The 23,833-nt window shown below is 63.4% G+C and carries 24 protein-coding genes; 15 read left to right on the forward strand and 9 right to left on the reverse strand.

Features of this window, described 5'->3' with window-relative positions:
- The 7 genes from VSR68_RS15025 (at position 1) to VSR68_RS15055 (ending at position 6,147) form a co-directional block, all read left to right on the forward strand.
- A complete protein-coding gene (locus VSR68_RS15025) occupies positions 1-909 on the forward strand; it encodes an NAD(P)-dependent oxidoreductase (protein ID WP_342940603.1) in 909 nt (302 codons plus the stop codon).
- A 28-nt stretch (positions 910-937) separates the two neighbouring features.
- On the forward strand, positions 938-1,222 hold the full coding sequence (locus tag VSR68_RS15030; protein WP_342940604.1) for a YciI family protein: 285 nt from the start codon (positions 938-940) through the stop codon (positions 1,220-1,222).
- Between the two features lie 20 nt (positions 1,223-1,242).
- Positions 1,243-2,106 (forward strand): intradiol ring-cleavage dioxygenase, encoded by an 864-nt coding sequence (locus VSR68_RS15035; RefSeq protein ID WP_342940605.1) that lies wholly within the window; start codon positions 1,243-1,245, stop codon positions 2,104-2,106.
- Complete coding sequence (locus tag VSR68_RS15040; protein WP_342940606.1) at positions 2,103-3,182, forward strand: maleylacetate reductase; 1,080 nt, start codon at positions 2,103-2,105, stop codon at positions 3,180-3,182. The genes VSR68_RS15035 and VSR68_RS15040 overlap by 4 nt, the downstream gene beginning before the upstream one ends.
- Before the next feature lie 39 nt (positions 3,183-3,221).
- Positions 3,222-4,292, forward strand: a complete 1,071-nt coding sequence (locus tag VSR68_RS15045; RefSeq protein WP_342940607.1) for an SDR family oxidoreductase — start codon at positions 3,222-3,224, stop codon at positions 4,290-4,292.
- 374 nt (positions 4,293-4,666) lie between these two features.
- Entirely contained in the window at positions 4,667-4,990 is a 324-nt protein-coding gene (locus VSR68_RS15050) for a helix-turn-helix transcriptional regulator (protein WP_342940608.1), read from the forward strand.
- 95 nt (positions 4,991-5,085) lie between these two features.
- Positions 5,086-6,147, forward strand: coding sequence for an alkene reductase (locus tag VSR68_RS15055; RefSeq protein ID WP_342940609.1), 1,062 nt, complete (start codon positions 5,086-5,088; stop codon positions 6,145-6,147).
- A gap of 89 nt (positions 6,148-6,236) precedes the next feature.
- Here the strand turns inward: VSR68_RS15055 and VSR68_RS15060 are convergent, their stop codons facing one another.
- Positions 6,237-6,767 carry a GNAT family N-acetyltransferase gene (locus tag VSR68_RS15060; RefSeq protein ID WP_342940610.1) on the reverse strand — a complete coding sequence of 177 codons (531 nt, stop codon included), beginning with the start codon at positions 6,765-6,767 and terminating at the stop codon, positions 6,237-6,239.
- 157 nt (positions 6,768-6,924) lie between these two features.
- Between VSR68_RS15060 and VSR68_RS15065 the strand changes: the two genes are divergently transcribed.
- Both VSR68_RS15065 and VSR68_RS15070 read left to right on the forward strand, forming a co-directional pair.
- A complete protein-coding gene (locus tag VSR68_RS15065) occupies positions 6,925-7,536 on the forward strand; it encodes a LysE family translocator (RefSeq protein ID WP_342940611.1) in 612 nt (203 codons plus the stop codon).
- 28 nt (positions 7,537-7,564) lie between these two features.
- Positions 7,565-8,719 (forward strand): FUSC family protein, encoded by a 1,155-nt coding sequence (locus VSR68_RS15070; RefSeq protein ID WP_342940612.1) that lies wholly within the window; start codon positions 7,565-7,567, stop codon positions 8,717-8,719.
- 57 nt (positions 8,720-8,776) lie between these two features.
- Here the strand turns inward: VSR68_RS15070 and VSR68_RS15075 are convergent, their stop codons facing one another.
- Together VSR68_RS15075 and VSR68_RS15080 are read right to left on the reverse strand one after the other, a co-directional pair.
- The gene (locus VSR68_RS15075; protein ID WP_342940613.1) at positions 8,777-9,085 is read right to left on the reverse strand and encodes an ArsR family transcriptional regulator; all 309 of its coding nucleotides are present in this window, start codon (positions 9,083-9,085) and stop codon (positions 8,777-8,779) included.
- 46 nt (positions 9,086-9,131) lie between these two features.
- The gene (locus tag VSR68_RS15080; RefSeq protein WP_342940614.1) at positions 9,132-10,556 is read right to left on the reverse strand and encodes a PLP-dependent aminotransferase family protein; all 1,425 of its coding nucleotides are present in this window, start codon (positions 10,554-10,556) and stop codon (positions 9,132-9,134) included.
- Between the two features lie 283 nt (positions 10,557-10,839).
- On the opposite strand from VSR68_RS15080, the gene VSR68_RS15085 reads away from it, so the two are divergent.
- The gene (locus tag VSR68_RS15085) at positions 10,840-13,161 is read left to right on the forward strand and encodes an FdhF/YdeP family oxidoreductase (protein WP_342940615.1); all 2,322 of its coding nucleotides are present in this window, start codon (positions 10,840-10,842) and stop codon (positions 13,159-13,161) included.
- A gap of 31 nt (positions 13,162-13,192) precedes the next feature.
- Here the strand turns inward: VSR68_RS15085 and VSR68_RS15090 are convergent, their stop codons facing one another.
- On the reverse strand, positions 13,193-14,056 hold the full coding sequence (locus VSR68_RS15090; protein ID WP_342940616.1) for an NmrA family NAD(P)-binding protein: 864 nt from the start codon (positions 14,054-14,056) through the stop codon (positions 13,193-13,195).
- Positions 14,057-14,204: 148 nt separating this feature from the next.
- Between VSR68_RS15090 and VSR68_RS15095 the strand changes: the two genes are divergently transcribed.
- Positions 14,205-15,137 (forward strand): LysR family transcriptional regulator, encoded by a 933-nt coding sequence (locus tag VSR68_RS15095; RefSeq protein WP_342940617.1) that lies wholly within the window; start codon positions 14,205-14,207, stop codon positions 15,135-15,137.
- 19 nt (positions 15,138-15,156) lie between these two features.
- On the opposite strand, the gene VSR68_RS15100 is transcribed toward VSR68_RS15095, so the two are convergent.
- Positions 15,157-15,591 (reverse strand): hypothetical protein, encoded by a 435-nt coding sequence (locus tag VSR68_RS15100; RefSeq protein WP_342940618.1) that lies wholly within the window; start codon positions 15,589-15,591, stop codon positions 15,157-15,159.
- A 257-nt stretch (positions 15,592-15,848) separates the two neighbouring features.
- On the opposite strand from VSR68_RS15100, the gene VSR68_RS15105 reads away from it, so the two are divergent.
- Positions 15,849-16,757, forward strand: coding sequence for a glutamate/aspartate ABC transporter substrate-binding protein (locus VSR68_RS15105; protein WP_342940619.1), 909 nt, complete (start codon positions 15,849-15,851; stop codon positions 16,755-16,757).
- A 164-nt stretch (positions 16,758-16,921) separates the two neighbouring features.
- Positions 16,922-17,143, forward strand: a complete 222-nt coding sequence (locus VSR68_RS15110; protein WP_152764277.1) for a hypothetical protein — start codon at positions 16,922-16,924, stop codon at positions 17,141-17,143.
- 31 nt (positions 17,144-17,174) lie between these two features.
- On the opposite strand, the gene VSR68_RS15115 is transcribed toward VSR68_RS15110, so the two are convergent.
- Together VSR68_RS15115 and VSR68_RS15120 are read right to left on the reverse strand one after the other, a co-directional pair.
- Entirely contained in the window at positions 17,175-18,098 is a 924-nt protein-coding gene (locus tag VSR68_RS15115) for a recombination-associated protein RdgC (RefSeq protein WP_342940620.1), read from the reverse strand.
- 76 nt (positions 18,099-18,174) lie between these two features.
- Entirely contained in the window at positions 18,175-18,747 is a 573-nt protein-coding gene (locus tag VSR68_RS15120) for a nitrogen fixation protein NifQ (protein ID WP_342940621.1), read from the reverse strand.
- Between the two features lie 437 nt (positions 18,748-19,184).
- On the opposite strand from VSR68_RS15120, the gene VSR68_RS15125 reads away from it, so the two are divergent.
- Positions 19,185-20,825, forward strand: a complete 1,641-nt coding sequence (locus tag VSR68_RS15125; protein ID WP_342940622.1) for an L-lactate permease — start codon at positions 19,185-19,187, stop codon at positions 20,823-20,825.
- A gap of 15 nt (positions 20,826-20,840) precedes the next feature.
- Here the strand turns inward: VSR68_RS15125 and VSR68_RS15130 are convergent, their stop codons facing one another.
- Positions 20,841-21,095 (reverse strand): hypothetical protein, encoded by a 255-nt coding sequence (locus VSR68_RS15130; protein WP_342940623.1) that lies wholly within the window; start codon positions 21,093-21,095, stop codon positions 20,841-20,843.
- Between the two features lie 94 nt (positions 21,096-21,189).
- On the opposite strand from VSR68_RS15130, the gene VSR68_RS15135 reads away from it, so the two are divergent.
- Complete coding sequence (locus VSR68_RS15135) at positions 21,190-23,259, forward strand: putative bifunctional diguanylate cyclase/phosphodiesterase (protein ID WP_342940624.1); 2,070 nt, start codon at positions 21,190-21,192, stop codon at positions 23,257-23,259.
- 76 nt (positions 23,260-23,335) lie between these two features.
- Here VSR68_RS15135 and VSR68_RS15140 read toward each other — a convergent pair whose 3' ends face one another.
- Positions 23,336-23,788 carry a polymer-forming cytoskeletal protein gene (locus tag VSR68_RS15140; RefSeq protein WP_342940625.1) on the reverse strand — a complete coding sequence of 151 codons (453 nt, stop codon included), beginning with the start codon at positions 23,786-23,788 and terminating at the stop codon, positions 23,336-23,338.
- Positions 23,789-23,833: the final 45 nt, after the last annotated feature.

Genomic DNA, 23,833 nt, shown 5'->3' on the forward strand with positions numbered 1-23,833 from the left:
ATGCCGCACACGCAAGAGAAACAGAACGCACAACGGATAGGCTGGATCGGACTCGGCAAGATGGGTACGCCCATCTTGCGCAATCTGCTTAAGGCAGGGTTCGACGTGACCGTGTACGACGTCGACGCTGCACGCGTAGACGAGGCCGTGCGACTCGGCGCGCGCCGCGCTGAAGACGTTTGCGGCGTCGCGCGTTCGGCGCACGTCATCTTTTCGATCATCCCCGACGACGCTGTGCTGCGAACGATCGCACTCGGTGCAAAGGGCTTGATCGAGAGCGCGAACGACGGCGCCACCTACGTCGACATGAGTACGGTGTCGCCCGCAGCATCCGGCGACGTGCGGGATGCCGCGCTCAAACGAGGTGTCGGCTATGTCTGCGCGCCCGTCTCGGGCAGCACCGTCCTCGCCGAAAAGGGCCAACTGACCGTTTTCGCATCGGGCCCGCGAGACTCTTACGGCCAGGCTCTTCCAGCCTTTCAGGCCGTTTCGGCGCGACAGTACTACGTCGGCGAGGATCAGCAGGCACGATATCTGAAGCTCGCCATCAATCATCTCGTCGGCTCGACAGCTGTGCTGCTTGCCGAGGCACTGACACTTGGCACGAAGGGCGGACTCGACTGGTGCGACATGCTGGATGTGATTGGCGATAGCGTCGCGGCATCGCCGCTCGTCAAATACAAACTCGATCCTTTGAAGAAAAGGGACTTCTCGCCTGCCTTCTCGTCGCGGCAAATGCTCAAGGACATGTCGCTCGTCGTCGATGCGGGCATGAGTGCCGGAGTGCCCATGAAAGCCGCGGCGCTCGTGCGCGAGCAGTTCGAGCGCTACGCACAGGGCGACGGCGCAGAGCTGGATTTCTTCTCCATCGTGCGCGCTGTCGAAGCACAAGCCGGTCTCGACCACTGAACCGCTCATATTTCATTCCGGAGTCGCAATGCACTACACCGTCTACTGTCTCGATCACGACAATATGGTCGAACGCCGTCTTGCCCATTACGAACAGCACAAAACCTATCTCGCCACTTCGCCCGTCAGGATGGTCATGTCGGGCCCGCTGCTGGCAGGTGACCAGGAAACGATGATCGGCAGCTTCTTCCTTTTCGAAGCCGACGAAATCGGCGACGTAATGCGCTTCAACAGTAACGACCCGTTCAACAAGGCGGGAATCTGGCGCTCGGTGGATATCCGGCCGTTCGTCAAGCGCGTCGACAACCGCTAGTCAGACCACGGATTCGACTCATGCGAAATCTCGACGAGAACTCCATCACGGATGCCGTCCTCGCGCGCCACGAGCATGCACCCGACGAGCGGCTCAAGGCGATCGTCACCCGTCTCGTACGGCATCTGCACGACTTCGCTCGCGAGGTCGGGCTGACCGAGCGCGAATGGGAAGCCGGCATTCGCTTTCTCACCGATGTCGGCCGTATCACTGACGAGCGCCGCCAGGAATTCATTCTGCTGTCGGATACGCTCGGCCTTTCAATGCTCGTGACGGCGATGGCCCATCGCAAACCCGACGGCTGCACGGAAGCGACGGTCTTCGGGCCGTTCTTCGTCGACAACGCGCCCGACTATCGCAACGGTGACGATGTGGCCAACGGCGCACGCGGCGAGCCCTGCTTCGTGTCGGGCGTGGTGCGCGGCCCGGACGGCGAGCCGGTGAGTGGCGCGCGCATCGAAGTCTGGCAGGCGGACGCCGACGGTTTCTACGACGTCCAGTACGGCAGCGCTGACATGCATCGCGCAAGAGGCGTGCTGCATAGCCTGCCCGATGGGCGTTATCACTTTCGCTCGATCGTGGCGGAGCCCTATCCGATTCCACACGACGGCCCCGTGGGACGCATGCTCGAAGCGCTGGGGCGTCATCCCTGGCGTCCTGCGCACCTGCATTTCATGATTACGGCGCCCGGCTACGAACGGCTCGTCACGCACGTCTTTCGCGAAGGCGACGGCTACCTCGATTCGGATGCCGTATTCGGCGTACGCTCATCGCTCATCGCGCCGTGGATTCGCCATGAAGGCGGTACGGCGCCCGACGGCACGGTGATGGCAACGCCGTTCAGCACACTCGCATTCGACTTCGTCCTGAGCCCGTCCTTATGATTGCCTTCACCTACACCAGCCGGCCTGGCCGCATTGTGTTCGGCACGGGCGCGATCGACCACCTGGCGGACGAGCTCGATGAGCTATGCATCCGCCGGGCGCTCGTACTGTGCACGCCCGAACAGCGCTTCCTCGCCGACCGCGTTCGCAGGCTCGCGGGGGAGCGCTGCGTGGACGTGTTCGACCGCGCCGTCATGCACGTACCCGTCGAAACGGCGCAGGAAGGCGTCGCGGCAGCGCTCGCGGCGGGCGCGGACGGACTGATCGCGGCGGGCGGGGGTTCGACGCTCGGACTTGCGAAGGCCATCGCACTCGAAACCTCGCTGCCGATCCTGGCCATCCCGACGACCTATGCCGGCTCGGAAGTCACACCCATCTACGGCCTCACATCCGACAGCGAGAAAAAGACGGGCAAGAGCTATCGTGTGTTGCCGCGCACCGTGATCTACGATCCATGCCTCACGCTGACGTTGCCTCGGGCGCTGTCGGCCACCAGCGGCCTCAACGCGATTGCGCATGCAGCCGAAGGCCTCTATGCGCAGGACGCCAACCCAGTGATGTCGCTCTTCGCGGAGGAAGGCATACGTAGCCTCGCACGCGCGTTGCCTCGCATCGTCGAGCAGCCGGACGACATCGCCGCACGCGAAGGCGCCCAATACGGTGCATGGCTATGCGGAACAGTGCTCGGCAGCGTCGGTATGGCGTTGCATCACAAGGTTTGCCATACGCTTGGCGGCATGTTCAACCTGCCGCACGCTGAAACGCATGCGGTGATCCTGCCTTACTCGATGGCGTTCAATCTGCCGTCCGCTCCGGCGGCGCATGAACGGCTGTGCAAGTCGCTCGATACGCCGGAGCCCGCTGCCGCGCTTCATGATCTCGGCCGCGCGCTGCATGCGCCAGTGTCTCTCGAGGCGCTGGGCTTTCGCGCAACCGACATTCATGCGGCCGCATCGGCTGCCATGCAGGCGCCTTACTTCAACCCGAGGCCGCTCTCGTTCGAAGCGATACACCGCTTGCTGACCTGCGCTTTCGACGGCGTGCGACCCGACAGCAAAACGTTCGCAGGCGTATAGGCGCTCGCTTTATCGCAAACTCACCCACTCTTACTCTTTATGGAAAAACGAGCACTCATCATTGGCGCGACGGGCATCGTCGGCGGGAACCTTGCGCAGCATCTGCTCTCACGCGGCGACTGGAATGTGACCGGACTCTCGCGCGGCCGCACGGCGACAGATAGCGGAGTCGACTCCGTCAAGGCGGACCTGACTTCAGCCGACTCCGTCACCCGTGCACTGCACGGGCGGCACTTCACACATGTCTTCTTCACCGCGTGGTCGCGGCAGGCGACGGAGCGCGAGAACATCGAGGTGAACGGCGCAATGGTCCGTCACGCGCTGGACGCGCTGGGGCCATTCGGCACGCTCCAACATGCCGCACTCGTCACAGGGCTCAAACACTACCTCGGCCCCTTCGAAGCGTATGCGCAAGGCAGCGTGCCGCTCACGCCGTTTCGTGAGGAACAGGGCCGGCAACCCGTCGACAACTTCTACTACGAACAGGAAGACAGGCTGTTCGATGCAGCGCGTCGATATGGCTTCAACTGGAGTGTGCATCGCCCGCATACGATCATTGGTTTTGCGCTAGGCAACGCGATGAACATGGGCACCACGCTCGCCGTATACGCTACTTTGTGCAAGGAAACCGGGCAACCATTTGTGTTTCCCGGCTCCGAAGTCCAATGGAACAGTCTCACGGATATGACCGACGCGCGTCTGCTCGCGCGTCATCTGGAGTGGGCAAGCACCTCACCGAACGGCCGCGACGAAGCCTTCAACGTGGTGAATGGCGATGTATTCCGATGGAAATGGATGTGGTCGCAGATCGCGCAATACTTTGGCATCGAGCCCGCTCCATTCGATGGCAGACTGCGCCCGCTCGAAAACCGCATGCGCGAAGCAGGCGAGCAATGGTCTCGGATTGCTGAGCGCCATCAATTGAAGGAACCGGATATCGGAAGACTTGCGTCGTGGTGGCACACGGATGCCGACCTCGGGCGTCCAATGGAAGTGCTGACCGACATGAGTAAGAGCCGAAAGGCGCGCTTCCTCGATTACCAGAGTACATCCGATGCGTTCTTCGCTCTTTTCGACAAGCTAAGACACGAACGGATCATCCCTTCGTAAGCGTTTGAAGGCGGCGGTGACAAGATTACGACGCCCATAGCGGTCAAGCCGACAAGCCGGGAGTCATGCTCTGACGCTGGGACTTTACGCGAGACGGGGCCGATCTGGATGCAATCGGTTCTTCGCCTCGCTGTTGATGTTCACGCAGAATTGACCCACCTGAGCCCGTAGTTTTCATCGAATTTTGACCCACGTGATTGAATGCCTTGCTCAATCTTTGAGCGGGGACGACACCTATCACCCTCATTGACCGTAGGGACTTGCGCTCATATCGTGAAAATACGATATAAGATTCGACCCATAGCGATGCAGATGCCGACTTCCCGGCCAGAGAGTCTGCCCGCCGTTTGTCGTTTTCGTTTGTCATACGATTCATGAGCACGAAGCCTAACCCGAAGACCATTGACATCGACGCGATCCACAAAGCGCTGGCAAACCCGGCGCGCCGCGCGATTCTTGCGAAGCTGCGCGAACCGGAGAAGTACTTTCCGGAGCAGGAGCTTTCGTACGAACACGGCGTTTGCGCGGGCCAGTTCGACGCGTGCTGCGCCTTGTCGCAGTCGACTACGTCGGCGCACCTCGCCGCGTTGCAGCGCGCGGGGCTGATCACGTCGAAACGCGTGGGCCAATGGGTTTTCTTCAAGCGCAACGAAGCCGTCATCGCGGCGTTCCTCGCGCACATGAACGCGGATCTCTGACGGGCGGTCATGCGTGTTCGCACGCATCTTCGCTCTTCCCCGAATGCAGTTTTGACACATACACACGGGCCCGTTGCCCGCAAGGATTGGACGTTATGCCGACTCTTTTCGACCCGCTCCAGATTGGCGATCTAACACTGAAGAACCGCATCGTGATGGCGCCGCTCACGCGCCAGCGTGCAGGCAAGGTGCGCGTGCCGAACGCGCTGATGGCGAAGTACTACGCAGAGCGCGCGAGCGCCGGACTGATCCTCTCCGAGGCGACGTCGGTGACGCCGCAAGGCCTCGGTTACGCCGACACGCCCGGCATCTGGTCGGACGAGCAGGTGGAAGGCTGGAAGCTCGTGACGGACGCCGTCCACGAGGCGGGCGGCAAGATCTTCCTGCAACTGTGGCACGTGGGCCGCGTGTCGGACCCGATCTTCCTCGACGGCGAACTGCCCGTCGCGCCGAGTGCGATCGCACCGGAAGGACACGTGAGCCTCGTGCGTCCGCAGCGTCCTTTCGTGACGCCGCGCGCGCTCGACATCTCGGAGATTCCGGGCATCGTCGCCGCGTATCGCAAGGGCGCGGAGAACGCAAAGAAAGCGGGCTTCGACGGCGTCGAAGTACACGGCGCGAACGGCTATCTGCTCGACCAGTTCCTGCAGGACAGCACCAACACGCGCACCGACGCATACGGCGGCCCGATCGAAAACCGTGCGCGACTGCTGCTCGAAGTGACGGATGCGTGTATCGACGTGTGGGGCGCGGATCGCGTCGGCGTGCATCTCGCGCCGCGTGGCGATGCGCACACGATGGGCGACTCCGATCCGGCCGCGACGTTCGGCTATGTCGCGCGCGAACTCGGCAAGCGCAAGATCGCGTTCATCGCGGCGCGTGAAGCGCTCGGCGAAGATCGCCTCGGCCCGCAACTGAAGAAGGCATTCGGCGGCGTCTATATCGCGAACGAAAGCTTCACGAAGGACAGCGCGCAGAAGCTACTGGACACGGGCGACGCCGATGCCGTCGCGTGGGGCAAGCTGTACATCGCGAATCCCGATCTCGTGCGCCGCTTCGAACTGGGTGCGCCGCTCAACGAGCCGATTCCCGCGACCTTCTACGCGGAAGGCCAAACGGGCTATACCGACTATCCGGCACTCGAAGCGGTGAGCTGATGCTTCGGTTGCACGCGCAAGCGTAATAGCGGGTAGCACGACGACGCGGCCGGAACTGTTCCGGCCGCGTTTGTTTTTTATATCGTGCATCAGTCGACGGGCTTCACAACGCGGCGCATGAACACGCGCTTCGTTTCATCGACGCCGCGCGCAATCCGCAGCGCGCGGATGCGCTTCAACGCCACATCGAGTTCGTGGTCCTCGAGCACGCTGAAGCCGAGCCGCCCGTAGTACGGCGCGTTCCAGGGCACATCGCGGAACGTCGAGAGCACGACGTGCGTGGCGCCCCGTTCGCGTGCGCGCGCATCGACGTGTTCGAGCAACGCCGCGCCGATGCGCCGGCCCGCCTGCTCGGGCAGCACGTCGAGCGCTTCGACGTAAATGCGCGCGCGCAGCATCGCGAACATCACGAAGCCGACGCATTCGCCGCCGCACTCCGCGACGATCACCTCGGCGGCACGCACCTTCTTCAGCACGAACGGCGCATCCATCGGCCGCGCGGCCGCGATGCCCGTCAGGCCGACGCTCACGAAACGCTGCGCGGCCTCGTATTCGACGAAGCGAATCGACGCGACATCGTCGGGCACGGCGGGCCGGTAGCGTACAGCGGGCGCTTGCATCGGGCTATGGGGTTGCATACGACGGTTGCATACGACGGTTGCAGGTGAACGGTTGCGCACGAACGGACATAGTGACATTACACGCCCTTGCGAAACAACCCGCCCGTCGCACCGATATAATGCCCAGCACGACAGCACGCTTGTCAGGAGTCACTCGATGGCACTTTCAGGTCTTCTCGTCTTTGCGCTCGCGCTGATCGTCGCGGCGGGCTCTCCCGGCCCGAGCATTGCGGCGCTCGTCGCGCGCGTGCTCACCAACGGCTTCCGCGACGTGCTGCCCTTTCTCGCCGCGATGTGGCTCGGCGAAGCGCTATGGCTCACCTGCGCGGTGGCCGGGCTCGCCGTCGTCGCGCGCACGTTCGCGCTCGTCTTCATCGTGCTGAAGTTCGCGGGCGTCGCGTATCTGCTGTTCCTCGCGTGGAAGATGTGGCTCGCACCCACGGACGTGCACGAAAGCACGCTGCCGAGCGGCCAGTCGCCGTGGCGCATGTTCGTCGCGGGCATGATGGTTACGCTCGGGAACCCCAAAATCATGGTGTTCTACCTCGCGCTCCTGCCGACCATCATCGACCTGTCGCGCGTCGGCACGCTCGCGTGGCTCGAACTCACGCTGACGATGCTCGCCGTGCTGATGACCGTCGACTTCGTCTGGGCGCTGCTCGCCGTCAAGGCGCGCACGCTGCTGACGAGCCGCCGCGCCGTGAAGATCGCGAATCGCGCCAGCGCGACGATGATGGCGGGCGCGGCGGCCGCGATCGCGACCCGCTGACTTTCTTTCTTCTCGACCGAGCCTGCGCATGCGCGCCCACATGTTCAAGCAAACGGGCCGCGACGCGCTGCTCGCGCTCGGCCGCGAACTGAAGGCCTGGAAGCCCTCCGCCGAACGCGCGCTGTTCGGCATCGAGGCGATGATCTCGGTCGTGCTGTCGGTGGCGCTCGCGCATCTGCTGGATCTGCCGAACACGTGGTGGGCCGCGGTCAGCGGATTCGCCGTCATGCAGACGCGCTTCTCCGCATCGGCCGAGCGGGCGCTGCATCGCGTGCTCGGCACGATACTCGGCGCCCTGTTCGCCGTGCTCGCGGGGCCCGTCATCGGCGATCGTCCGTGGCTCTTCGTGCCTGTGCTGGGCGTGGTCGGCGGCGTGTGCGTGTATCGCGCGAACGGCTCGTCGGCGTCGTATGCGTGGGTGCTCGGCGGCGTCACGTCCGTGATGGTCCTGTATCAGGCGCACGAACTGCTCCAGTTTGGCCCGACCGCGTCGTTCGCGATGCTGCGCGTCGCCGAAGTGTGTGTCGGCACTTTCGCGTGCCTCGTCGTGTCGGGCGTGTTTCATCTCGGCATCCGCTGGTACGAGCGACGCCGCCCAACCTCGAAAGTCGCGGCGGCCGCCGCCGCATCCGCCGACGCCGAACGCCCCACGTTCGAAACGCTGCGCCACGCGCGCATCGTGCTCGCCGTGCAGGCCGGCATCACCGTGTCGATCGTCGCCGCGCTCACCTATGCGCTCGCGCTGCCGGGCTTCGCGCAGGCGCTCGTGACGGCCATCGCGGTGCTGATCCTGCCGCCGTCGTCGCTCGTCGTGCGTTCGCAAAAGCCCGTCGCCGACAAGATGGTGCAACGCGTGGCCGGCTGCCTGATCGCGGGCGCGGTCGGCATCGCGCTGCTGCCGCTGATGCACGGCCAGATCGTGCCGTGCCTGCTCGCGCTCGCGGCGGGCGTGTGGGCGGGCTGTCACGTGCAGACGGGCAAACAGGGCGCGAGCTACATCGGGCGGCAGTTCACGATCGCATTCATCATGGTCTTCGTGCAGGATCGCGCGTGGTCCGCCGATCCGCATCCCGCGCTGCTGCGGCTATCGGGCATCCTGATCGGCATCGCGATTCTCACGTGCGTGATGCTCGCCGCCAGCCGCTTCTCTTTTCTGCCGCAATCCGAAGAAGCCACGCCCTGAGCGCGACGCTTTCTTCGTCCACGCCCCGCGTCTGCGGTTCGCTTTCAAGGCTCATATTCACGGCTCGCCGAACAGCGCCTCGCAAAGCTCGAGCCCTTCGGCCGTCAGCGCCGCCGAGCCGCGCCCTTCCTCGTCCATCTGCACGTCCGCGACGCCCGCCGACTGCAACTGTGTCAGATAGCGCCGCAGCGTGCTCATCGGCAGATCGGCGCGCTTGCTGAGCTTCGCGAGTGACCACGATTTGCCCGACGATTCGCGCGCCGCTTCCCATAGCAGCATCAGCAGCTGCTCGACGATGGGATCGAGTTCGCCGTCCTCGTCGGTGTCGTCGCAGTGCTTGTCGTGTGCCGGGTCATTCGGGTTCAAATCGAATCTCCTCTGGTCCGTCTGCGGTCCGTCCGTGGTCCACTACTCATTGCCGCAAGCTCGCCGCCGCCAGCTTGCCGATCGTCGCCAGCGCGCGTTCGATTTCCGGCGACCATGCGTAACTGTAATTTAAACGGATGCAATGACTGTACCCGTTCGTCGTCGAGAACATATAGCCCGGACCGACCGTGATGCCGTGCTCCAGCGCGAGCTTGTACAGCTGCATCGAATCGACGCCGCGCGGCAGCTCGACCCACAGCACGTAGCCGCCCATCGGATGCGACACGCGCGTGCCTTCGGGAAAGAAGCGCGTGACCATCGCCGTCATCAGCCGCGCGCGCTGCGCAAAGCCCTTGCGCAGCCTGCGCAGATGATGCTCATAGCCATCCTGCTTCAGATATTCGGCGATCGCGAGCTGCGGAATCGACGGCGTGGTCAGCGTGTTGAGGAACTTGAGCTTCTCGACCTGCTCGCGATAGCGCCCCGGCATCGCCCAGCCGATCCGGTACGCGGACGTCAGCGTCTTCGAAAACGACGCGCAATGCAGCACGAGTCCCTTGCGGTCGTAGTTCTTCAGCGCGCCGGGATGCACGTCGCCGAAATACAGTTCGTGATAGACGTCGTTCTCGATCACGGGCACGTCGTGCCGCACGAGCAGCTTGACGAGCTCGCGCTTCTTCTCGTCGGGCATCTGGAAGCCGAGCGGATTCTGGAAGTTCGGCATCACCATGCACGCGGCGATGCGACGCTTGTCGAGTATCTGCGCGAGCGCGCCGAGATCGATGCCCTCGCGCGGATGCGTCGCCACTTCGATCGCGCGCATGCCCATGCGCTCGATCGCGTGCAGCATCGCGTAGAACGTGGGTGACTCGACGGCCACCGTGTCGCCCGGCTTCGCGACCGCCTGCAGACACAGATTGATCGCCTCGGTTGCGCCGACCGTCACGACGATCTCGTTCGGATCGACGGCGACGCCGTTCTCCAGATAGCGCCGCGCGATCTGGCGGATCAGGTCGGGATTGCCAGGCGGCAACTCGTCGGTGACGCCCCATTGCGTCTTGCGCCGGCCGACCGCGTGCGCGTATCGGTTGATCTTCTGGAACGGAAACAGCGCGGGATCGGGATACGGCGAGCCGAGCGGCACGGCCTCGTCGCTGCCGATCGAGCGTAGCGTCGACAGCACGAGCCGGCTCACGTCCACCTGCGCGGAAACGGCAATCGGCTTCGACACATCCAGTTCCCGCACGGGCGCGGCGTCGTTCGCGCCGAGCCGCACGAAATAACCGGATTGCGGACGGCTCTGGATGATGCCCTTGCTCTCCAGCAGCAGGTACGCGCGCAGCACAGTCGTGATCGAAATTTGCCGGTGCTGGCTGGTCTGCCGCACGGAGGGCACGCGCTCGCCCGGACGGAACACGCCGCGCCTCACCTGCCCTTCGATCTCCTTCGCCAGTTCTTCGTAGAGCTTCAACGGATGCCTTTGACGTGAGCGCGGCCGCCTTGCGGCGAACGCATGACGGAGACGCGCGATGAATGAACCGCACAAAACGAGCCGCACAAAACACGCGAACTACACGTACCGCGTGAACCGCAATTGTGCGCGCCGCCCGCCTTTTGAGCACAGTTCACAGTGATTTATCGATTTCGTCGATAACAGTCTCAACTGTACTCTTTTTCTTTCACGCATTGTGTACACGCCCGCTACGTGTAATCCCCACTACGCTTGATCCACATCAAGCATCACTGGACGCATCATGGACAAGAGCACCAAGCCAGGCCGCATCGAACCGTACACAGGACCCGCCGCCGGATGGGGCGCGCTGAAGTATGTGGCGATCAACCTGATCAAGGAAAAGGTCGCGGGCGGCAACTACAAGACGCTCTTCAGGCAGAACCAGCCGGACGGCTTCGACTGCCCGGGCTGCGCGTGGCCGGACCGGCAGCACGCATCGACCTTCGAGTTCTGCGAAAACGGCGTGAAGGCCGTCGCGGCGGAAGCGACCACCAAGCGCGTGACGCCCGGCTTCTTTGCGCAGCACACGGTCGACGAGCTGATGAAGCAGGACGACTACACGCTCGAACAACATGGCCGGCTCACCAACCCGATGGTGTTCGATCCGCTGACGGACAAGTACACGCCGATTTCATGGGACGACGCGTTTCAACGGATCGCGAAGCATCTGAAGGGGCTCGACAGCCCGCATCAGGCCGCGTTCTACACGTCGGGTCGCGCGAGCAACGAGGCCGCCTTCCTGTATCAGCTGTTCGTGCGCATGTACGGCACGAACAATTTCCCTGACTGCTCGAACATGTGCCACGAAGCGACGAGCCGCGGCCTGCCCACGACCGTCGGCATCGGCAAGGGCACGGTGACGCTCGACGATTTCGAGCACGCCGATACGATCCTGATCTTCGGCCAGAATCCCGCGACGAATCACCCGCGCATGCTTGGCGAGCTGCGCGAATGCGCGAAGCGCGGCGCGACCATCGTATCGATCAATCCGTTGCGCGAACGCGGGTTGGAACGCTTCGCGAGCCCGCAGCACGTCGCGGACATGCTGTCGCCAGCGGGCGTGAAGATCGCGTCGACATTCGTCCAGCCGAAGATCGGCGGCGACTTCGCGCTGCTCAAGGGCGTTGCGAAGCGTGTTCTCGAACTGGACGATGCCGCGATCGAACAGAACGCCGAGCGCGTGCTCGACGTTGCGTTCATCGAAGAGCACACGGCGAACTTCGAAGCGTTCGCCACCGATCTGCGCGAAGAAAGGTGGGAAGCGCTCGTCGAAGAATCGGGCGTCGCGCGCGAAGACATCGAAGACCTCGCGCGCATCTACGCGAGCGGCAAGCGCGTGATCTCGACGTGGGGCATGGGCCTCACGCAGCACAAGAACTCGGTGGCGACGGTGCACATGCTGTCGAACCTGATGATGATGCGCGGCAATATCGGCCGCCTGGGCGCGGGCCTGTGCCCCGTGCGCGGCCACTCGAACGTGCAGGGCAATCGCACGGTCGGCATCGAGGACAAGCCGACGCAGGAGTTTCTCGACCGCCTCGGCACGGTGTTCAATTTCGAGCCGCCGCGCATGCACGGCTACGACGTCGTCGAGACGATCGAAGCGATGCTCGACGGCCGCGTGAAGGTGTTCATCGGACTGGGCGGCAACTTCTCGATTGCGACGCCCGACACGCCGCGCACGTGGGACGCGTTGCGCGCGTGCGATCTGACCGTGCACATCACGACGAAGCTCAACCGCAGCCATCTCGTGCACGGCAAGGACGCACTGATCCTGCCGACGCTCGGGCGCACCGAAATCGACCTGCAAAACGGCGTCGCGCAAGGCGTGACTGTCGAGGACTCGATGAGCATGGTGCATGTCTCGTACGGCATGAACAGGCCCGCATCGGAGAACCTGATTTCGGAGACGCGCATCGTCGCGCAGATCGCGCACGCGACGCTCGGCAGCAAGAAAGTCGACTGGCTCGCCTACGCGAACGACTACGCGAAGATTCGCGATGCAATCGAATGGTCGATCGACGGCTTCTACGATTACAACAAACGCATCGCGCAGCCGGGCGGCTTCCATCTGCGCGTCGCTTCACGCGAGCGCGACTGGAAGACGGATACGGGTAAGGCGAACTTCATCGTGCATCAGATTCAACGCGACACGCCGATCACGCGCGCGCGCAAGCGGCACGGCGAACGCGCGATGACGCTGATGACGACGCGCTCGCACGACCAGTACAACACGACGATCTACGCGCTCGACGATCGCTATCGCGGCGTCTACAACCAGCGCCGCGTCGTGTTCGCGAACGCCGCCGATATCGCGATGCTCGGCTTCAGGCCCGGCGAGTGGGTCGACATGGAAACGATCTGGGACGACGGCATCGAGCGCCGCGCGGAGCGCTTCCTGCTCGTCGAATACGACATTCCGCGCGGCTGCCTGGGCGCTTATTACCCGGAGACGAATCCGCTCGTGCCGCTGTCGAGCGTCGGCGACGTGTGCAATACGCCGACGTCGAAGTCGATTCCCGTGCTGCTGCATCCGTCCGCTGCACCCGCTGCGGCCGCGTGACGAAACCGCACAACCGGCCAGGCCGACTGCTTTACGCGGGGCGTTCGACCAGTTGGCGGATCACGGCTTCCACCGTCACGCTGCCCTTCAGCGACGACGCGGGCGCCTCGAACTTGATCCAGCCTTCGTTGAAGCCGTCGAGCATCTGCATGCGCGGCAACGGATTCGTCATGCCTTGCGCGCGAAAGAGCGCTTCCCATTCGCCGCGCGGCACGATCTGCATGCGCACCGGCCTGTCGAGCGCGTTCGCGAAGGCGGCCGCGATTTCATCCGGCGTCACGCGGCGCGGGCCTTCGAGTTCGACGACGCGCGCGCCTGTCCACGTGTCCTGAAACAGATGCGCGGCAACGCGGCCGATATCGTCGGTGGCGACCATCGGCACGGGCTTGTCGAGCGGTTGCAGAAACGCGGGAATCACGCCCGACGTGCGCGCCGGCTCGACATCCCACGCGCAGTTCTCGAAGAACCACGCGGCGCGCAGAAACACGACTGGCACAAGCAGCGTGCGAAGCTCCTCCTCCATGATGCCGAGCTGATTCAGCAGATTCGGCTGCGTGGCTTGCGCGCCGATCGTCGACAGCACGACGACACGCGATGGCTTCGCCGCGTTCAGCGCCGCACGCAACGCGGCGATATTGCGGCGCGATTCCGCGAAATCCGGCGACGGATCGAACACGGGCGGCAGCAGCACGAACACGCCCTCGGCGCCTTCGAATGCGCGGCGCAGCGCCGCTTCGTCATGCATGTCGGCAAGCGCGACTTCGCAGCCGCGCGCGGCCCACGGCGCGCCCTTCTCCGCGCTGCGCACCACCGCGCGCACCGGCTTGCCCTGCGCGAGCAGCGTGTGCGCGACCACGCCGCCGACTTGACCCGTAATACCCGTAATAGCGAACATCTGCCTACTCCCGTTCAATTGAAAATGCTTGCGACGGGATGCATTGTGGTCGCCGGCGGCGCTTTACACCATGACATGAATATCATTTGACTCATGACACAATGGCATCATGAGCAGCGTCATGCATGACGCGGAAGAAAGGAGCGCGATGTCCTTCGACGAACGTATTCTCAACGGCATGGGCGTGCTGACGGCGATCGTCGACAGCGGGTCTTTCGCGGGCGCGGGCGAACGGCTCGACATGTCGCAGTCGGGCGTGAGCCGCTCGGTTGCGCGGCTCGAAGCGCGGCTCGGCATACGCCTGTTCGACCGCACGACGCGCACCGTCACGCTGACCGACGAAGGCCGGCGTTTCTACGAGCAGATCGTGCCGCTGCTGGGCGGGCTCGAAGAAGCGGCGGCCTCGGCGGCAGGCGGCGCAACGGCCGTGCGCGGACGGCTGCGCGTGAACGTCGATCCGTTCTTCTCGAAGATCGTGCTGAGCCCGCAAGTAGGCCGGTTCGTCGAACGCTATCCGGAACTCGATCTCGATCTGATCACGCGCGACCAGCTGGGCGACATGATCGCCGACGGCTTCGATCTCGCCGTGCGTTTCGGCGAGCCGCGTCCGTCGACGCTCGTCGCGCGCAAGCTGCTGGAAACGCGCATCGTGACGGCTGCGTCGCCGGGCTATCTGAAGAAGTACGGGCGCCCCCTCAAGCCGGCCGATCTCGAACGCGAGCCGCACAACTGCATCCACTATCGCGACCCGGAAACGGGACGTCCGTTCGTATGGGAATTTCACCGGCCGCGCAAGAAAATCGTCATCGCGGCGCGCGGCCGGCTAGTGGTCAACGACGTATCGACGATGCACGGCGCGTGCCTCGCCGGACACGGCATCGCGCAGATCATGGCGCTCGGCACGCAGCCGCTGTTCGACAGCGGCCGTCTCGTCGATCTCTTTCCCGACTGGCCCGACGAGCGCTTTCCGCTCTACGCGCTTTATCCGTCGCGGCGTCATCCGCCGGCGAAAGTGCGCGCATTCCTCGACTTCATCGCGAAGATCACAGGCTCCGCACTCGCCGATACGCCGTGGTACTGACGCGTCGGCGAGCGTCCGCTCATTTGCCGTTCTTTGCCCGCGCCTGCTCGGCGATCGACTTGTAGTCGTAAGTCGGGTAGAACTCGGTGTGATAGCCGCCCCACGCGGTTTCCTCGATCGCGCGGTTCACTTCGCGCAACCGGTTGGCGGGCACGCGCAGCGTGACGACCTGGCCGACGCCCATCATCACGTACCACGAGACGACCTCGATGCCCGGCGGCGGAAACGCCTTGTAAAAGCCCTGATCGGCAAGCTCCTGATTGATCTTCGGCAGCGGCTTCGACTGGTCGTGCTTGAGGAAGATCGTCAGCAGGAACGTGCCGTCGGCCGCGGGCGCCGGTGGCGGCGACGGCGGTGCGCCGGCGTTAGTCTGCGAAGCTGCGGACAACGGGGCCATCGCGGCGAGCGTTGTCATCAAAGTGACTCCTGCAATCCATGTGCGAACGGCGTGCATCGGTTTCCTCCTTGCTTTCGACGGAAAACGGAACGACAAGTGTAGAAGCGATCGCCGCATTCATCATGCCATCGCGATCCGCCGCGCATATGACTGTGCTCTCGCGAACGGTCGGACGACCGCGGCATTAAGGGTTAAACATATGTTGCAATTAATTTTGTTGTGGCAACATTCGTGCACGCATGCTCCGGACCGTGCCCGACCTTACGGTTCGCCCGTCCAAAACCGATCGATCCAGATTCAACAGGGGACTTGCAATGAAACGACTGAACTCGCTCGCGCTGGCCTTGTGCGTCGCAGCGACCTGCCTCACTTCGGCAGCGAATGCCACCGCGCAAGAATCGCAGCCCACGCTCACCAAGATCGAGTCCGCCAATCTGATCGCGATCGGCCATCGCGAGACGTCGGTTCCGTTCTCGTACGTCGATACGAACAATCAGGTGATCGGCTTTTCGCAGGACCTGTGCAACAAGATCATCGACGCGGTGAAAGCGAAAACGCACAAGCCGAATCTTCAGGTGCGCTTCATCCCCGTGACGTCGCAGAACCGCATTTCGCTGGTGCAGAACGGCACGGTCGATCTCGAATGCGGCGTGACGACGAACCTGACGTCGCGGCAGAATCAGGTTGCTTTCGGCGACACATTCTTCGTCGCGACGACGCGCCTGCTCACGCGCAAGGATTCCGGCATCAAAGACTTCCCGGATCTCGCCGGCAAGACGGTCGTGACGAACCAGGGCACGACGTCCGAGCGCATTCTGCGCAAGATGAACGAAGACAAGAAGATGAACATGCAGATCATCAGCGCGAAGGACTACGGCGAAGGCCGCATGACGCTCGAAACGGGCCGCGCCGTCGCGTACATGATGGACGACGTGCTGCTCGCTGGCACGCGCACGCTGACGGCGAAGCCCGCTGACTGGGTGATCGTCGGCACGCCGCAATCGTCGGAGGCGTATGGCTTCATGCTGCGCAAGGGCGACCCGGAGTTCCTCAAGGTGGTCGACGAGACGCTCTCGCACGTGATGAAGAGCGGCGAGATCGACGCGATGTACGATAAGTGGTTCATGAAGCCCGTGCCGCCGAAGAACATGAACTTCGACTTCCCGATGAGCGACAACCTGCGCTCGCTCTACAAGAATCCGAACGACAAGGCTTTCGAGTAACGCCTGTATCGGAGGCTCGCCGAAAGCGCGCCGGAGCCCTTGCGAGCCGCCCTTGCGGGTGGCTTTCAGGCCGTTCCGGCGCGCCGTTTGAGTAGCGCCGGTTGCAAGCTGCCGGAGTAGAATTGTACGAATCGAAACTCGTGACGATCTGCTCCGGAGTTGCAATGACATCGCCCCCGCCCAACGAGGAACACAAGCGCTGGAAACCGTCGCCCACGCTGCTGAACGTCCTCACCGCGCTGATCGGCATCGGTACGCTGTGCGCCGGAATCGGCTGGCTCGTGTATAGCTGGTTCGTCGATCTCGAAGTGCCTTACTTCGCTATTCCTCTGGTGTTGTGCGTGCCCGTCATCGTGGCCGTCACGTTCAGGAATATGTTCGACTGACGGGGTTCGCTTCGCGCGAACCCCACGCCGATTACGCCGCCTTCGCGGACGCCATCCCTTCGTCGAGCTCGCCGCCGAGCGCATCGACAATCCCTTCCAGCAACTTCGCGAGTTCCCCTGTCATCAACATGACGTCGGAATCGAACTGCTCGTCGTCGTTGAGCGCGGTCGGATCGGCGGCTTCCTTGATCACGTCGAGCGGCGTCACGCGCTTGATCGTCAGCGACGGCGTCAACACGAACGACACACGGTCGTTCCACGTCATCGCAAGCCGCATGCACTGCTTGCCCGCTTCGATATGGCGACGCATGTCGTCCGCTTCGAGCGCGTGGCCGACGTAGCGCACCGTCGCGTTGCCTTCGGCGGGCGAGCGCAGTTCCGTATCCTGATCCAGCGTGAAATTGACGGGGCCCTCGCCCGCCAGCAGCCAGTTCGTCATCGCGGAAACGGGCGCCTGCGCGACGCGCACGCTGCTGATCGGCAAGCGGTCGATCGACTTGACCAGCAGCCCGAGCACATCGTCGCCGAGCGCCTGCGACGCGGCATCGATCACGAGCCAGCCGTTGACGGTGTCGATCCACACGCGCGTGTCGCGCTGGATGCTGAACGCGCGCGGCAGCAGCTCGTCGGTGACTTGTTCCTTGAGATCGCGCATCTGCTTGCGGCCGGGCTTGAAGCCCTGCTGCTCTTCGAGTTCCAGCGCGCGCGCCTTCGTCACCTGCGTCACCACCGACGCCGGCAGCAGTTTCTTTTCCGCGCGGAACGTGAGCAGCATCTGCTTGTTGATCGAATAGACGAGCGGGCCGTCGTTGCGCGGCGACGCCCAGCCCTGGCGCTGCACCTCGACGCTATTGGCAGGCTGGAACGCATGCGGCGCGAGCCATTTTTCCATTTGCTCGACGCTCACATTCCACGGAGCGGGAAGACGGTGAAGCTGGAGATTCTTGAACCACATGGCGAGATCGGGCAAAAGCGCGTCATTCTATATGACAGCGGGTTTCCACGTGGGGGTTTGCCCGGATCAGCGGCGATCAGCGGGCCGGATAGCAGAAGCCATAGTCCTCGCAACCGGGACAGCCCGGCGCGGGCGCAGGCGCGCGCCCCTCTGCGAGCGCCAGTTCTCGCGCGAGGAATTTCTTCCAGCGCAGGCCATCGATGTTTCGCGCGACGAGCTGCGGATAGTGGCGCGTGAGAATGTCCGTCACATCATCGCGCCCATCGAGACCGAGATCGCGCCATAGATGATCGGGGCGCAGACACGCCGTCGCGATGATCGTCGCGAGACATTGCGCGTCGCGGTCGGCGGCCGGACGCGCCGATTCATGGCGCAGCAGCAATTCGCGCATCGCATCGACGAAGGGCTCATGTTCCGATGAGGCGATGCGTTCGGATGCAAAGTGCAATGGCTGCGCACCCCGAAAGTGACGCGAAAGCAACGCGTCGAGCGCGTCGCGCGCGAGGCCGAGATGCAACGCCTCTCCGCTCGCAAGCTTCGCGCCGATCAGGCGCGCGAACATCACGGTATCGGCTGCATCGCGATGCAGTGCTTGATCGAGCAGACGCGCCACTGCTGTATCGCGTGCGCCAATCGGATCAGACGTCATGTCATTGCTCCCGTTCGTGTTCTGCTTCGCTTCGATGTGCGGGCCTCGCCATTTTCACATGGCGAACATCGAACGAGCACGCTGCAGCGCCCGTCCGCCATGTCGACCGGCTGGTATGACCACCTTTAGTTGATCGCCACGCTCCTGCGATTACACGGCGGCAATCGTTATGCGCACTGGTTGTGTCTGCACCGAGCTCTCCGCGACTGCGCACAAACTGGTATTACCACATCCACGGCAGATAGACACTGCACGGCGATGCAGTAAAAATGCGCCAGGTTTGGGGTATTGCGGAATCGAATTACACAAAGAAAGCAAGCGACAAACGCAGCGTTACCGGGCGTCCGTGCGGTAAAGAAACTGCGATTCCCAGACCAGCAACAAATCGAAGACCCAGTTCGCCGATCCCGGGAACGGACACAGGAGACAAAGACAATATGGCATTAACAACCGCCGTACCGCCAGGAGTACTTTTCGCACAACCGCTGACGCCCGTCGGCAATTCGCTTCTCTTTTCGTTTCTCGTCGCGGCCGTGCCGATCGCGGTTGCGCTCGTCATGCTCGGCGTGCTTCGCCGGCCCGCATGGCAGGCGTCGCTGGCGGGCCTGATCGCCGGTCTCGCGATTGCGACGGGCGTATGGGGCATGCCCGCCGGCATCGCGTTCGATGCGGTCGGCGCAGGCATGGCGCTCGCGCTCGTACCCGTGATGTGGATCGTGGTCAACGCGCTGCTGCTCTACAACATCGCGGTCAAGTCCGGACGCTTCGAGCAGTTCCGCCAGTGGATGCTGGACCATCTGCCCGATGACAGGCGGCTCGTGCTGCTCGTCGTCGCGTTCTCGTTCGGATGTCTGCTCGAAGGCATTTCCGGCTTCGGCACGCCCGTGGCAATCACGAGCGCGCTGCTCGTCGGCCTGGGCTTTCCCGCACTGGAGGCGCTCACTTTCACGCTGATCTTCAACACCGCGCCCGTCGCATTCGGCGCGCTCGGCGTGCCGATCACCGTGCTCGGCGCCGTGACGTCGCTGCCCGCCGCGACCCTCGGCGCAATGGTCGGCAGGCAGTTGCCGTTCTTCGCGCTGCTGCTGCCTTTTTACGTCGTCGGCATCTACGGCGGTTTCCGCTCGATCCGCCAGCTGTGGCCGGCGCTTCTCGTGTCGGGCGGCAGCTTCGCGCTCGCGCAGTTCGTCACGTCGAACTTTCTCGGCTACCAGCTCACGGACGTGCTGTCGTCGCTCACGTCGCTGATCGTGACGATCGCCTTCCTCAAGGTCTGGCGCCCCGAGCCCGACCCCAAGTTCGCCGTCGTGCGCAGCGCCGGCATCGAGAATAACGGCGCACGCGTCGGCTACGGCGGCTGGCTGCCGTGGATCATCGTGTCCGTGGTGGTGATCGTCTGGGTCCATGCCGACATCGCGTCGATCGGCGACATCAAGGTGAAATGGCCGGGCTTGCACAACGCCGTCTATGTGACGCTCTACAACAAGCCTTATGCGGCCGTCTGGGACTTCCAGCCGCTCGGCACGGGCACGGCGATCCTGCTCGCGGCCGTAATCACGGCTGCGTGGACGCGCACGAGCGTCGGCAGCTTCTTCGAGTGCGTGTTGAAGACGTGGCGTCAGACGCGCATTGCAATCGCGACGGTGATGATGATCGTCGGCCTCGCGTATCTGCTGAACTACTCGGGCATGAGCTACACGCTCGGCATGGGCGTCGCGTCGACGGGTGCGCTGTTCCCGCTCGTTTCGGCATCGCTTGGCTGGGTGGCCGTGTTTCTGTCGGGCAGCGACACCTCGGGTAACGCGCTGTTCGGCAACCTGCAGGTCGTGGCCGCGCGCCAGGTGGGCCTCGATCCCGTGCTGATGGCGGCGACGAACTCGTCGGGCGGCGTGATGGGCAAGATGATCTCGCCGCAGAACATCGCAACGGGTGTCTCGACGACGGAACTGAAAGGCCAGGAAGGCGTCGTGTTCGCCCGCACGTTCTGGCATAGCGTGTTCCTGACCCTGCTGCTCGGCCTGCTGGTGTTCCTCCAGCAACACGTGTTGAGCTGGATGATCCCGGCTCTGCCGCATTGACGGCTGGCACTGCATTTAATTCAGTCTGTCGAACGAGGGCCGCGGCTGTTGCGGCCCTCGTTTGTTTTCTTCCTGCCTTTCTTTCTGCTTTCTTCCTGCTGTCTTCCTGTTTCCTTCGATGCCGTTGGCCGAATTGCATCGGCGGTACGCATCGCTCTCTTCTTCGCGACGCCGCGCGCCCGACAACGAATTGCGTTCCAATTCGCGGATAACACGCGCAATCTCCTCTTTTAAATCCTCGAAATCAAAAGAGCCTTTAAAACGCGCCAAACGTTTTCGAATAAGCGTTTTGGATTTTTACTCAATTAATTAAAGATTTTGCCGTTAGCCCGTTGTGGGAACATTCCTTTAGCAACGGACCGACATGCAGAGCACTTACAACCTGGGTCTGGTCGCCGTGTCGCTCGCTGTCGCAACGCTCGCGTCGTACACGGCGCTCGACCTCGCCGGACGCATTTCGACGATGGCCCGCGCACGCGTGCGCCACCTGTGGCTCGCGGGCGGTGCGGCCGCGATGGGCACGGGCATCTGGTCGATGCACTTCATCGCGATGCTCGCGTTTTCACTGCCGATACCGCTCGGCTACGACTTCGCGATCACCGGCTATTCGCTCGGCATTGCGATCGTGGTGTCGTACTTCGCGCTTTATCAGGTGGCGCGCCCCGCCCTCCCGGTCAAACGGCTCGTGACGGGCGGCGTGCTGATGGGCATCGGCATCGTGGGCATGCACTACACCGGCATGGCGGCGATGCAGATGCAGCCGGGCATCCACTATCGCCCGTCGCTGTTCGCCGCGTCCGTCGCGGTCGCGATCGTGGTTTCCATCACGGCGCTGTGGATCGCGCATGCGTTGCGCGACGCGAACGTGCATCGCGTGCTGGCCAAGCGCATCGGCGCAGCCGGCGTCATGGGCCTTGCGATCACGGGCATGCACTACACGGGCATGGCCGCCGCCGACTTTCTGCCAGGCTCGATCTGCGGCGCGGCGCACGGCGTCAACGCGCAGTGGCTCGCGACCACGATCATGGTGTTCACGTTCGCGATTCTGATCGTCACGCTGATCCTGTCGCGCTTCGATGCGCGCACCACCTTCCTCGCCGGTTCCGTGTCGTCGCTGAACAGCCAGATCGTCCGCCTCGCCACCTATGACACGCTCACCGATCTGCCCAACCGCCGCACGCTGACCGAGCGCATCGAACGCGCGATCGTCGTGTCGAAGTTCACGGGGCGCAGCTTCGCGATTCTGTTCATGGATATCGACGGCTTCAAGACGATCAACGATTCGCTCGGCCACGCATACGGCGACGAAGTGTTGAAAGCGTTTGCGCACAACCTGCTGCAATGCGTGCGCGGTGCCGATACCGTGTCGCGGCTCGGCGGCGACGAGTTCATCGTGCTCGCCGAAAACCTCGGCGCACCAGACGACGCAGCGAAGCTGGCCGATGCCGTGCTCGAACGGATGCGCAAAGGCATCGATACGGCAAGCCAGACGCTGCAGATCATGCCGAGCATCGGCATTGCGCTTTATCCGCAGGATGGCGATTCCGTCGACGAGCTGTTGAAGCACGCCGACGCCGCGATGTACGAAGCGAAGCGTGGCGGGCGCAGCGCGTATCGCTTCTTCGAAGCGCACATGAACGAAGCGGCGATGCGCACGCTGAAGATTCAGAGCGCGCTGCACGAAGCGCTCGACCGAGGCTATTTCTCGCTGCATTTCCAGCCGAAGTTTCGCGGCGACAGCGGCGACGTCGCAGGCGCCGAAGCGCTGATCCGCCTGAACCACCCGGAACTCGGCGCGCTCGTGCCGATGGACTTCATCCCGATCGCCGAACGCTCCGGACAGATCGTGCAGATCGGCTATTGGGTGCTGCGCGAGGCGTGCCGCCACATACGCAGTTGGGAAGCGTCGGGCCTGCCGCCGACGAAAGTCGCGATCAATCTGTCGCCCCGGCAGATGGCGCAGCCGGATCTGATCGAGAAGATGCTGGAGATCGTGCACAGCGAAAACGTCGATTGCAGCCAGATCATGTTCGAGATCACTGAATCGGTCGCGATGCAGGACGCAGCCAGGACGACCGACATGATCCGCGAATTCCAGAACAGCGGCTTCGAAATTTCAATCGACGATTTCGGCACCGGCTATTCGAGCCTCGCCTATTTGCAGCGCTTTCGCGTGAAGCAGTTGAAGATCGACCGCTTCTTCACGAACGGGCTCGACGCACACGGCCATGAAGGCAGCGCGATCGTGCAGGCGATCATCGCGCTCGCGCACTCGCTGGAAATGGACGTGGTGGCGGAAGGCGTCGAAACGGCCTCGCAACTCGACAAGCTCAAGGACCTGCAATGCGACGAAATGCAGGGCTTTCTGCTCGGCAAGCCGCTCACGGCCGACGCGTTCAGCGAACTGCTTCAGGACCGCATGACGGCCGCCTGATTCGCGCATGCGCGTGGCTTGCGGCTTTGCGCCGCTTTGTCCCGTGCGTGACGAGCGGCAAGCCTTTGCAAAAACCTTATTGATCGACGGCTTGCACTTCGTGGCCCGTATGCGGCACATGCTCTGTCGCGTGCTCGATGTACGGGCTCGTGACTGCATGCGTCGCTTCCCGGCGAGTGAGCTTGCCGTCGACGGACGCGCCGACATCCATCCTCAACTGCTGGTAGTAGATATTGCCCGTGATGTGCGCGTTCTCCTGCAACTCGACGAAGTGATCGGCAATCACGTCGCCCGTAATCGTGCCGTTGATGATCACGTCGTAGCCGTACACGTTCCCCGTGATCGAGCCGCGATTGCTCAGCACGAGCAGCGTCTCGCACCCCGCCTTGCCCGTGACGTTGCCTTTCACATGACCGTCCATGCGCAGGCCTTCGCTGAACTCGAGATCGCCCGTCACATACACGTCGTGCGCGATCAAGGTGGCCAGTTTGCTCTGGGTGACGCCGGGTGACTTCTTCTTGCTGAACATGATCGATATCGGATTGAGGTTGAGAACGCGCCGTCAATGCGGCGC

It is taken from the genome of Paraburkholderia phymatum, assembly GCF_038900715.1.
Taxonomy (GTDB): Bacteria; Pseudomonadota; Gammaproteobacteria; order Burkholderiales; family Burkholderiaceae; genus Paraburkholderia; species Paraburkholderia phymatum_A.